The sequence below is a fragment of the uncultured Thiodictyon sp. genome (assembly GCF_903946935.1).
GTDB lineage: Bacteria > Pseudomonadota > Gammaproteobacteria > Chromatiales > Chromatiaceae > Thiodictyon.
Window position 1 is genome coordinate 23,113 of sequence record NZ_CAJAXH010000230.1, and the last position, 10,781, is coordinate 33,893.

A 10,781-nucleotide genomic window follows, 5' to 3' on the forward strand; every position below is an offset into this window, starting at 1 on the left:
GATGGCGTAACCGATTGATTAAACAGGAAAACGACTTTTTGGCGCAAAAGAGGAAACTCTTTGCATTCAATCGGTTGCATCACTAAGTCCGACAGCCTGCTAGGAGCAGGATGGGCTCACGCCACCAGGGATCGTTCAGTCGGTCCTCGAGGTGCTTGACGATCTCGGGGTGGCCGCCCTCCCTGCCGGTCACCTCGAGCAGGTAGCGCGCGGCGAGGAACTCCTGGAAGGCCAGGTGGATGAAGCGGTAGACCCCGGCGCGCTCCTCCAGCACGCTGCCGCGCTGGCGGGCGCTCTGCAGGAAGTCGTCGATGCGCGGAATGAAGTCGGCCTCCCTGCGCAGCGCGGCTTTGATCGCCGCCTCTTCGATCTCGCGCCCCTGGTCGCGGCCCTGTGCGTGCATGTGGAAGGCGAGGTGTTGCGCCATGTCGCGGAAGGGCTTCCAGTCGGTCGAGAGCTCTCGGATGTCGCCCTCCTCGCGCCCGTAGTCCACCTGCAACAGGGCATTGATGGCCTTGTCGAACAGTTCAGCGCGCTCGTCGGGCAGGCGGCGGTTGTTAACGTGAACAATGAGCAGCAGGCGCACCATCAGGGGGCTGTCGATCAGGGCCTCGAATTCCTTGCCCAGGCGCCTGCGGCGGTCCTGCTCCAGCCGCCCGATTCCGTCCAGCAGGTCGGTCACCCGCTCGCCGCGCAGGGCGGCATCTTGCGGGTAGATGCAGTCATAGGCCTGGCGGACCATCGGGGTTATGTGGGCATCGAGCCCGAGCGGCCGGACGAGGATCTCGCAGAAGCCCGCGCCCAAGGCGGTGCGCCCGCTGGGATAGGCGACGGTCCGACAGGTGACTAGCACGCGCATCGCCTCGCGCCCGCTCACCAGGTCCTCGACACATTGGCGGACCTCGAACCGCTCGGACTCGTTGGCCACCTCGTCGAGCCCGTCGAGCAGCAGGAGAAGGTCCCGGCCATCCTGAAGGACTTGGACGAAAAAGTCGGCAGGGAGGTCGAAGTCGGCCTGCCGTTCAGTCAGGTGGTACGAGACGAAGTGTGCCAGGGTACGCTCGCGGGGGGGCGCGTTGCCCGGCAGCTTGCGCCGATAGCGCGCGAAGGACGCGAGCGGTACGAAAATGGGCAACGGCAACTCGTCCGGAGGGACATCGATCTGGACGAAACGAGGAGGGGCCGGCTTGAGTTTCCGGCTCGCCCGCATGGCTTTAGGCGGTGCAGTGACCTCTATCTTCTTCTTCAGTGCAAGGCGCGAATGCGCCGGTTCGGGCTCCCCGGTTAACAGTGACGCGGCCAATGCCCAGGCCATGTGCACCAGTACGGTGGTCTTTCCGGACCCCGGCCCCCCGACGATTGCCAGGCGATTGCCCAATCCCAACACCTTGCTCAGGGGCAGATCCTCCCCGCTACCCGCCATCCACTTGGCTTGCAGCGGCACATAGGCCGTCTCAAGCGGCAGTATCACCACGGGCGCCCCGCCCGCCCGCTCAATCCCGCGCAGTTCGATGCACTCGGTGCGCGAACGCAACCAGCGCAGGTAGCCGGTCACCTGGCGGGCGATCTGCTCCTTGCTCAGGCGTCCGCTAGCGGCGGTGAAGTAGTTGGTGACGATCTGGGTGCCGGTGACGATGGTCTCGGCGTCACCCTCGACCTTGACGCTGCGCTCGCCCAATGCGTCGCTGCCGCCTTGGGCCATGGCGCCGGAGCCGCGGAGGTTCGCTGCTTGCCCGGCCTCCAGTTCGGCCACCCGGCGCCTCAGCGCCGCGATGTCATTCGGATCGATGGAATCGGCTGCCATGGTTAAGACAAAGGCAAGGTCCGCACCCGCACCCAGGCGGCGGAACGGTTCATGTCCAGCAGCAGTTTCATACGTTGCCGATGGCGGTTTCAACCTCGGACGAGCGCCAGGCGGCATAGCTCAGCGCCTGGGCGATGTCTTCCGGTTCCAGATAGGGATACAGGGCCAGGATCTCTGGCTGGTCATGGCCGCTCGCGATCATTCCAACGATCATCCCGACGGTTACGCGCATACCCCGGATGCAGGGCTTGCCACCCATGACCGCGGGGTCAAGGGTAATCCGGTCGAGTCGTTTCCATTCCATATCAGGCTCCAAGGTCGATAGAGAAAACGAGAGGAACTCGCGGCGCGCAGCGCCAGACACCGGCGTGACACCGCTGGAGCGGTGTCACGAGAGTAGGAGAAAATCAGTCGCCCATCATCATCGTCAGCTGTTCCGCCTGATACTCCGCCAGCAGCGGCTCGACGATCTGATCCAGCGCGCCCTCCATCACCTCATCGAGCTTGTAGAGCGTCAGATTGATGCGATGATCGGTGAGCCGGTTCTGCGGGAAGTTGTAGGTGCGGATGCGCTCGGAGCGGTCGCCGCTGCCGACCTGGAGCTTGCGCGACTGGGATTCGGCCGCCGCCTGGGTACCCTGGGCCGCCGCGAGCAGCCGCGCGTGCAGCAGTGACAGGGCGCGCGCCTTGTTCTTGTGCTGGGAGCGCTCTTCCTGACACTCCACCACCACGCCCGAGGGGATGTGGGTGATGCGCACCGCGGAGTCGGTCTTGTTGATGTGCTGACCGCCGGCCCCGGAGGCGCGGTAGGTGTCGATGCGCAGGTCGCCCGCGTTGATGTCGATGGCGTCGATGGACTCCACCTCCGGCAACACGGCGACGGTACAGGCCGAGGTATGGACCCGGCCCTGGGACTCGGTCTCCGGGACGCGCTGCACGCGATGGGCGCCGGGCTCGAACTTGAGCCGGGAGTAGACGCCGCTGCCGCTGATGCGTACCACCACCTCCTTGTAGCCGCCAAGCTCGCCCTGGCTCTCGCTGTAGACCTCGGTGCGCCAGCCGCGCAGCTCCGCATAGCGCAGGTACATGCGCAGCAGGTTGCCGGCGAACAGCCCCGCCTCGGCCCCGCCGGTCCCGGCGCGGACTTCGAGAAAGCAGTTGCACTGATCCTTGGGGTCCGGCGGCACCAGGAGTCGATGCAGTTCGGGCTCCAGCGCATCCCGCCGGGCGCTCGCGGCCGCGATTTCATCCCGGGCCAGGGGCGCCATCTCGGGGTCGGCCAGCAGCTCTTGCGCCGCCGCAACTTCCTCCTCGGTCTCCCGATAGCGACCGAAGCAGGTCACCAGGGGTTCCAGTTGGGCGTACTCGCGCCCCAGGTCGCGGAAGCGGTTGGTGTCGGACTGGGTCGCGGCGTCCGACATCAGCGCCGTGATCTCGCCGAAGCGCTCGTCCATGCGCTCCAGCCGGTCGCGGATCGATGGGTTCATTGGGGCGGCGGGGCGGGTGCCGCCAGGCCGAGTTGGAACAGTTCGTTAGCGGCCTCCATGATCGCGGCATCGCCCTCCCGGGCGGCTTGGCGCAGCCGCGAGCTGGGGGCGTGCAACAGCTTGTTGGTGAGGGTGTGGGCGAGGAAGGCCAGCACATCGGGGGCGGACTTGCCGGCCTCCAACTGGCGCTTGGCCCGCTCCAGCACCTCATCGCGCAACTGCTCGGCGCTCTTGCGGTAGTCCTGGATGACGTTGGCGGCGTCCAGTGAGCGGATCCAGCCCATGAACTCCTCGGCGTGGAAGGCGACGATCTCCTCGGCCTCCATGGCCGCCGCCTGGCGGGAGCGCAGCCCCTCGTCGATCACCCCTTGCAGGTCGTCGACCGTGTAGAGATAGACATCGCTCAAGGACGCCACCTCGGGCTCGATGTCGCGCGGTACGGCGATGTCCACCATGAACATCGGCCGGTGCCGGCGCTTTTTGAGCGCCCGCTCCACCGTCCCCTTGCCCAACACCGGCAGGGGGCTGGCGGTGGAGGCGATGACGATGTCCGCCTCCGCCAGATGGTTGGCGATCTCGGTGAGGGCGATGGCGAAACCGTCGAACTGGGCGGCCACCTCATGGGCGCGTTCCACCGTGCGGTTGGCCACGATGATGCGCCCAATGCCGTTCTGGTGCAGGTGGCGGGCGACCAGTTCGATGGTCTCACCGGCGCCGATCAGCATGGCCGTCTGTTGGGACAGGTCGCTGAAGATCTGGCGCGCCAGGCTCACCGCGGCGAAGGCCACGGAAACCGGGCTGCTGCCGATGGCGGTGTCGGTGCGGACCTGCTTGGCCACCGAAAAGCCATGTTGAAAGAGGCGTGAAAGGAGCTTTCCGGTGGACGTACAGTCGGTGGCGGTGGCGAAGGCGCTCTTCACCTGGCCCAGGATCTGGGGCTCGCCCAGGACCATGGAGTCCAGGCCGCAGCCCACCCGTAGCAGGTGGGTCACCGCGTCCCGGCCGGCGTGGGCGTAGACGAAGGGGTTGACCCGCTCGTACTCGATGCCGTGGAAGCCGCCGAGCCAGTGGCGCACCGTTTCCTCGCCCCCATCGTCGGTGGCGCAGTAGACCTCCGTGCGGTTGCAAGTGGAGAGCACCACCGCCTCGTGGACACCCGGGTGCCCCCGCAGGTCACGCAGCGCCCCGGCGATGATGTCTGGTCCGAAGGTGATGCGCTCGCGCACCTCGATTGGGGCCGTCTTGTGATTGAGACCGATAACCAGCAGTTTCATGGTGTGACCGTCAAATTGGACTGCGCGATTGTCCGGCTTATGGCGCAAGATGCAAGTCGCGGTTGCGCACGGGTGGCCCGAAATACCCCAAGTCGATCTCCGCTGCAAGTCCCGACTGGCTGGGTATACTGGCGGCCCGGCCCCCAGGAACCTCCCATGAACCCCTCCTACATTACTGAAACACCGTCCCGAGAGTCCCGCGGCAGCGTTGCCGCCGCCGGGCTCGTTGCCGTCCTGTGCCTCGGCGCGCTCGCCGCGCCGCACGCGGACCCGCTAGCCGCCCAGGCCCCGACCCCGGCCAGCGCCCCGGCCGTCACCGGCACGCCGGGGGCGGAGCCGGCGCCTGCCACTGGCCCAGCCGCCCCGGCCGTGCCCGACGGCCTGGACAGCGACCTAGTCTACGCGGTCCTGGTCGCCGAGGTGGCCGCGCACCGCGGCGATCTGGCGCTGGCCTTCGCCCAGTATCTGCGCGCCGCCGAACTGGCCCGCGACCCCAAGATGGCCGAATTGGCGGTGCGCACGGCGGTCAGTGCCGGGGACGACGCCGGCGCCGCGCGCGCCATGGCACTGTGGTTGAAGCTGGCGCCCGACTCGGCGGGGGCGGTCCAGGTCGCCGCCTTCCTGCGGATCAAGGCGGGCGACCAGGCGGGTGCGCTCGACTATCTGTCGCAACTGGTCCGGCTGGCCGGCGCGGATACCGAGACTGCCTATTTGCAGGCGGCGGGCATCGTGGCGCGGGCGGCGAGCCCGGCGGAGCGCCTCGAACTCATGCAGGCCTTGGCCGCGCGCGACGAGCGCAGCGCCGAGGCCCAGCAGGCGCTGGCGATCGTGGCCGCGAGCGCCGACCAACAGGCGGTCGCCACCACGGCCGCCCGCCGGGCGCTGGAGTTGCGTCCGGACTGGGACAAGCCGCGTCTCTTCCTGGTCCGGCTCCTGCTTGCCGCGGGACAACGCGACGAAGCCCGCGCGCTGCTTGAGCAGTTCATTGCGGCCAACCCGGACGATCAGTCCTTGCGTCTGCTCTACGGCCAATCCTTGCTCGAGCAGAAGGACTATGTCGGGGCGCGGGCCGCCTTCGAGCGGTTGCTCGCCGACCGGCCGAACGACCCGGAGGTCCTGTTTGCCGCTGGCATCCTGGCCATGGAGCTGGGCGACCTCAAGGTCGCGCGCGACGACCTGACCCGTCTGTACCAGAGCGACCAGCGGCGCGATGAGGCGAGCTTCTATCTCGGTCAGCTCGAGGAGCGGGCCGAGCAGAACGCCGCGGCCATCGACTGGTACGCCAATACCCAGGGGGCGAACCGGCTGGACGCCCAGGTCCGCATCGCGGTCCTGCGGGCCAAGGCCGGCGAGGTGGAGCAGGCCCGCGAGAGTATCCAGCAGTTGCGCGACCAGGTGCCGGAGGCGGCGCAGACACTGTTCCTCGCCGAGGCCGAGATACTGGATCAGGCCGGGCGCGAGGACGCGGCCATGCAGGTGTATGCCGAGGCACTCAGCGCCTTTCCCGACGACCTGGACCTGTTGTACGGGCGTGCCATGCTGGCGGTGAAGCACGAGCGGATCGCGGCGGCCGAACAGGACCTGCGGCGCATCATCGAGATCAATCCGGACCATGCCGACGCGCTCAATGCCTTGGGCTACACCCTGGCGGATCGCACCGAGCGCTACCAGGAGGCGCTGGGTTATATCGAGCGGGCCTACAAGCTCAAGCCCGAGGAGCCGGCGATCCTGGACAGTGTCGGTTGGGTGAACTACAAGCTCGGTCGCCCCGCGGCGGCCCTGGAGTACCTGCAACGTGCCAACGAGGCCATGAAGGACGGGGAGATCGCCGCGCACCTGGGCGAGGTGCTGTGGTCGATGGGCCGGCAGGATGAGGCCCGCGCGGTCTGGGACAGTGCCCTCAAGGACCATCCGGACCACGCCTATCTGCTCAAGGTGGTCGGGCGTCATGCGCCGCCCGGGGCCGCGCCCGAGGTCCCGGCCGAGGTCCCGAACACTGTGCCCCCAAGTACCAGCAACGAGGCCCACCAGTGACCCCCGAAGCGAACACGCTCCCCTGGCCGGCCCCGGCCAAGCTCAACCTGATGCTGCGCGTGCTGGGCCGGCGCCCGGACGGCTACCACCGCCTGCAAACGGTCTTCCAGTTCATCGATTGCGGCGATCGGCTCTGGTTCACGCCGCGCGACGATGGCGCTATCCATCGCCTGGTGGATATCCCGGGCGTTTCCGAGTCGGCCGACCTGACGGTGCGCGCCGCCCGCGCCCTGCAAGTCCATGGCGGCGGTCGGTGCGGGGCGGACATCCGCCTGGAGAAGACCCTGCCGATGGGCGGCGGGCTCGGCGGCGGCAGTTCGGACGCCGCCACCACCCTGGTCGCCCTGAACCGGCTGTGGGGGCTCAATCTCCCGGAGGACGAATTGGCCGCGCTCGCCTTGCCGCTGGGCGCCGACGTGCCGGTCTTCGTGCGTGGGCGCGCGGCCTGGGGGGAGGGCGTCGGCGAGCAATTGACCCCGGTGGACCTGCCCGAGCCCTGGTATCTGGTCTTGATTCCGGCCGGCCAGGTCGCCACCGCGGCGGTTTTTGCTGACCCGCAATTGACGCGGGACTCAGTTCCCGTCAAACTTGCCGACTTCCTTGCGGGAGACCGGCGCAACGATTGTCTCGGGGGCGTGCGGCGCGGTTATCCCGAGGTGGCCGCCGCCCTGGACTGGCTAGAAGCCGTCGGGGGCGGTCAATTGACGGGGACCGGTGGGTGCGTGTTCGCGGTCTTCGCTGATCGGGACGCCGCCCTGGCGGCCCGTGAGCGCGTACCTGCGCAGTTCGGGTCCTTCGTGGCGCGTGGGCTTAACCGCTCTCCGCTGTTGGATCGGTTGGCTGGGAGCCCGACCTGAGTCACACGCGCAATGTTTTTTTGGGGCGTCGCCAAGCGGTAAGGCACCGGGTTTTGATCCCGGCATCCCCAGGTTCGAATCCTGGCGCCCCAGCCAATTTATGCCGTCATTCATCCCCCCTGAGTCCGCTCGTTCAGACAGGAAGCCCGCCTTGCCTGCCAGTCACATGATGGTCTTTTCCGGGAATGCCAACCTGGAACTCTCCGCGGAGATCGCCGGACACCTTGGGTTAGCGCTGGGCAAGGCCGTGGTCGGCCAGTTCAGCGACGGCGAGGTGATGGCCGAGATCCAGGAGAATGTGCGCGGCCGCGACGTCTTTGTGGTCCAGTCCACCGGCGCCCCGACCAACGACAACCTGATGGAACTGCTGGTGCTCATGGACGCGCTGCGCTGGGCCTCGGCCAAGCGCATCACCGCCGTCGTCCCCTATTTCGGCTATGCCCGTCAGGACCGGCGGCCGCGCTCGGCGCGGGTACCGATCACCGCCCGGCTGGTCGCCAAGATGATCGGGCAGGCCGGCGCGGATCGCGTCCTCACCATGGACCTGCACGCCGACCAGATCCAGGGTTTTTTCGATATCCCGGTCGACAATGTGTACTCCTCGCCGATCCTCCTGGGGGATGTCTGGCGCCAGAAGCACCCGGACCTGATCGTGGTCTCGCCCGACGTGGGCGGGGTGGTGCGGGCGCGGGCCCTGGCCAAGCGCCTGGATGAGGCCGATCTGGCGATCATCGACAAGCGCCGGCCAAAGGCCAACGAGGCCCAGGTGATGAATATCATCGGTGACGTGGAGGGTCGCTCCTGCGTCATGATCGATGACCTGGTGGACACCGCCGGGACCCTGTGCCATGCCGCCAAGGCCCTGAAGGAGCACGGCGCCCGGAAGGTGGTGGCCTACTGCACCCACGCGGTCCTGTCCGGACCCGCGGTGGAGAACATTACCAACTCGGTGCTCGATGAACTGGTGGTGACCAATACCATCCCGCTGCGCCCCGCGGCCCGCAATTGCCCGCGCATCCGGCAGTTGAGCATCGGCGAGTTGCTGGCGGAGACCATGCGTCGAGTCTCCACCGAGGAGTCGGTCAGTTCGTTGTTCATGGATTGATGCTCTTTTTTGGCTGAAGCCAAAAAAGAGTCGTTATGCGCTCGTGACACCGCTCAAGCGGTGTCACGCATGTGACTGGCGCTCTGCGCCGCGAGCGTCGGCGTTTGGAATTATTTGCTGGCTGATTTTTTAGTCCGCTCCTTGTGTGGCGGGGTACCTGGTCGCGGGTCCCCGGCGCATTGTTTTGTGATTTAACTGGAGAACGCCCATGAGCGTAAATTTTGACGTCTTCGCCGAGCCCCGCAGCGATACAGGTAAGGGTGCGAGCCGCCGCCTGCGTCACCAGGGCCTGATCCCGGCCATCGTCTATGGCGGCCATCAGGAACCGGTGATGATCACGTTGCAGCACAACCAGATCCTCCGCCACCTGGAGCACGAGTCCTTCTACTCCCATGTGCTGAATCTGAAGATCGGTGAGACCGAGTCCACCGTGGTGTTGAAGGACCTGCAACGCCACCCGGCCAAGCCCTTCATCCTGCATGCCGATTTCCTGCGCGTGAGCCAGGACGAGAAGCTGCGCATGGTGGTGCCCTTGCACTTCATGAACGTGGAGCAGTCCCCCGGCATCAAGGCCGGCGGCAATGCCTCGCACGCCCTGACCGAGATCGAGATCACCTGCCTGCCCAAGGATTTGCCCGAGTATATCGTGGTCAATGTCGCGGCCATGGCCATTGGCGACATCATCCACCTGGCTGAACTGCCGCTGCCTGAGGGCGTGACCCTGGCCCACACCCCGGATGCGGATGAGCCGGTCGTGGTCATGCACGGCCCCCGTGCCGGTGCGGAGACCACCGATGAGGCCGAGGGTGATGCCTGATCGCGTCCGGTCAGGACCCTGACTCGACTGGCCCGGCGGACTGTCCGTCGGGCCAGCGCTCAACCGGAGCCAACATCGCCATGGACCCCGTCGGCATCCGTCTCATTGTCGGTCTGGGCAACCCCGGCCCCGACTATGCCGCCACGCGTCACAACGTCGGCTTCTGGTTTGTCGACGCACTGGCCCTGGGGCAGCCATTCAAGGCCGAGGCCCGCTTCCACGGTGCGGTGGCGCGGCTCACCCGGCGCGGTATGGACCTGCGGCTCTTAAAGCCCTCGACCTTCATGAACCTCAGCGGCCGGTCGGTGGCCGCCGTCAGTCGCTATTTCGATATCCCCCCCGAGCAGGTCCTCGTCGTCCACGATGAGCTGGATCTCGCCGTCGGCACCGTGCGCCTCAAGCAAGGCGGCGGGCACGCGGGTCACAACGGCCTGCGCGACACCATCACTCAGCTCGGCAGCCGCGACTTCTGGCGCCTGCGCGTCGGCATCGACCATCCCGGCGACCGCAGCCAGGTCACCAACTATGTACTGGGTCGCCCCTCCCGGGACGACGCACTGCGGATCGAGGAGTCGCTGCGCGACGCCGAGGGGGCCATCGACGACTGCCTGGACGGGCGCTTCCAGATGGCGATGAACCGGTTGCATCGCGGGCGCTGAACGCCGCCGGCGAGGTGTCGTACTCCGAGGTGTCTTGCCCAGTGGACTTCGCTCAGCGGGAGCTGGATATCCCCGTCCGCAATCCAGACGCCGCCCCAGGTGCCGAAGAAGAAAACCCTTACTCCATTCTCAATCAGGCGCGCATGATCGACGAGCGAAACGCCATGAAGGCGAATGCGCGTGCCGAAGCGCGGGCGCAGGATGCCGAAGCGCGGGCGCAGGATGCCGAAGCGCGGGCGCAGGATGTCGAGGCGCGGGCGCGGGATGCCGAGGCACGGGCACGGGATGTGCCAGCGTGGAAACCGAATGGGTACGCATGGCAGCCGGAGCATCGGGTGCATGAACGGGAGCATTCCGCGGATGCGCCCCCCGTTCAGCGGTGTCCGGATGGGTCATTCCCGCTCTCGTCCGGGGGCGGAGGGCCAGGCGTCTGTCGGTGGACTGGTGCCCTGATGCGGGGGGGTACGTCCGCCCCCGGCAGTGTGCATGGATCGTTGCGATTCGTCCCGCGTTGATGTCTGCGGCCAGTGTCTGGCGCGTCAGCGCTTGACCCTAAATCCGGCAGTTGATCACGCCAAGACGCCAAGACGCCAAGAAGAAACAAAGGGTCTCTTGGATTTCCAGTGGAAGCATATCTTTTTAGAAACAGGTAGATAGAGTCCAGTGGCGAAAATATTGCGGTCTTAGTGGCAACGGACAGAAACGCTGTAAGCCTCTGATTTTCTATGCGTACAACTTGTATCC

10 protein-coding genes and 1 tRNA gene are annotated in these 10,781 nt (G+C 66.8%); 7 read left to right on the plus strand and 4 right to left on the minus strand.

Annotated elements, in window-relative coordinates; genetic code table 11:
- Positions 1–82: 82 nt before the first annotated feature.
- From QZX93_RS20435 to hemA, 4 genes are all read right to left on the minus strand, one after another.
- Positions 83–1,804: a hypothetical protein gene (locus QZX93_RS20435; RefSeq protein WP_295392780.1), complete on the minus strand. Its 1,722-nt coding sequence runs from the start codon at positions 1,802–1,804 to the stop codon at positions 83–85.
- 67 nt (positions 1,805–1,871) lie between these two features.
- Complete coding sequence (locus QZX93_RS20440; RefSeq protein ID WP_295392781.1) at positions 1,872–2,108, minus strand: DUF433 domain-containing protein; 237 nt, start codon at positions 2,106–2,108, stop codon at positions 1,872–1,874.
- Between the two features lie 103 nt (positions 2,109–2,211).
- Entirely contained in the window at positions 2,212–3,291 is a 1,080-nt protein-coding gene (gene prfA, locus QZX93_RS20445; RefSeq protein WP_295392782.1) for a peptide chain release factor 1, read from the minus strand.
- Positions 3,288–4,565 (minus strand): glutamyl-tRNA reductase, encoded by a 1,278-nt coding sequence (hemA, locus tag QZX93_RS20450; RefSeq protein WP_295392783.1) that lies wholly within the window; start codon positions 4,563–4,565, stop codon positions 3,288–3,290. The genes prfA and hemA overlap by 4 nt, the downstream gene beginning before the upstream one ends.
- Positions 4,566–4,721: 156 nt before the next feature.
- Here hemA and QZX93_RS20455 point away from each other — a divergent pair, with 156 nt between their 5' ends.
- The 7 genes from QZX93_RS20455 to QZX93_RS20485 all read left to right on the plus strand — a co-directional run bounded on the left by QZX93_RS20455 (position 4,722) and on the right by QZX93_RS20485 (position 10,552).
- Positions 4,722–6,599: a tetratricopeptide repeat protein gene (locus tag QZX93_RS20455; RefSeq protein ID WP_295392784.1), complete on the plus strand. Its 1,878-nt coding sequence runs from the start codon at positions 4,722–4,724 to the stop codon at positions 6,597–6,599.
- Complete coding sequence (gene ispE, locus QZX93_RS20460) at positions 6,596–7,456, plus strand: 4-(cytidine 5'-diphospho)-2-C-methyl-D-erythritol kinase (protein WP_295392785.1); 861 nt, start codon at positions 6,596–6,598, stop codon at positions 7,454–7,456. Before QZX93_RS20455 ends, ispE begins: the two co-directional genes overlap by 4 nt.
- Before the next feature lie 21 nt (positions 7,457–7,477).
- Positions 7,478–7,552, plus strand: a tRNA-Gln gene (locus tag QZX93_RS20465).
- Between the two features lie 55 nt (positions 7,553–7,607).
- Complete coding sequence (locus QZX93_RS20470; protein ID WP_366760850.1) at positions 7,608–8,561, plus strand: ribose-phosphate diphosphokinase; 954 nt, start codon at positions 7,608–7,610, stop codon at positions 8,559–8,561.
- Positions 8,562–8,769: 208 nt separating this feature from the next.
- Positions 8,770–9,378: a 50S ribosomal protein L25/general stress protein Ctc gene (locus tag QZX93_RS20475; RefSeq protein WP_295392786.1), complete on the plus strand. Its 609-nt coding sequence runs from the start codon at positions 8,770–8,772 to the stop codon at positions 9,376–9,378.
- A gap of 80 nt (positions 9,379–9,458) precedes the next feature.
- Positions 9,459–10,037 (plus strand): aminoacyl-tRNA hydrolase, encoded by a 579-nt coding sequence (gene pth / locus QZX93_RS20480; protein ID WP_295392787.1) that lies wholly within the window; start codon positions 9,459–9,461, stop codon positions 10,035–10,037.
- A 41-nt stretch (positions 10,038–10,078) separates the two neighbouring features.
- The gene (locus QZX93_RS20485; protein WP_295392788.1) at positions 10,079–10,552 is read left to right on the plus strand and encodes a hypothetical protein; all 474 of its coding nucleotides are present in this window, start codon (positions 10,079–10,081) and stop codon (positions 10,550–10,552) included.
- Positions 10,553–10,781: the final 229 nt, after the last annotated feature.

Excerpts from the sequence above, each read along its gene's own strand:
- QZX93_RS20440 (WP_295392781.1), bottom strand. The coding sequence starts at position 2,108 with ATGGAATGGAAACGACTCGACCGGATTACCCTTGACCCCGCGGTCATG.
- QZX93_RS20475 (WP_295392786.1), top strand. The coding sequence starts at position 8,770 with ATGAGCGTAAATTTTGACGTCTTCGCCGAGCCCCGCAGCGATACAGGT.
- QZX93_RS20435 (WP_295392780.1), bottom strand. The coding sequence starts at position 1,804 with ATGGCAGCCGATTCCATCGATCCGAATGACATCGCGGCGCTGAGGCGC.
- QZX93_RS20455 (WP_295392784.1), top strand. The coding sequence starts at position 4,722 with ATGAACCCCTCCTACATTACTGAAACACCGTCCCGAGAGTCCCGCGGC.
- prfA (WP_295392782.1), bottom strand. The coding sequence starts at position 3,291 with ATGAACCCATCGATCCGCGACCGGCTGGAGCGCATGGACGAGCGCTTC.
- hemA (WP_295392783.1), bottom strand. The coding sequence starts at position 4,565 with ATGAAACTGCTGGTTATCGGTCTCAATCACAAGACGGCCCCAATCGAG.
- pth (WP_295392787.1), top strand. The coding sequence starts at position 9,459 with ATGGACCCCGTCGGCATCCGTCTCATTGTCGGTCTGGGCAACCCCGGC.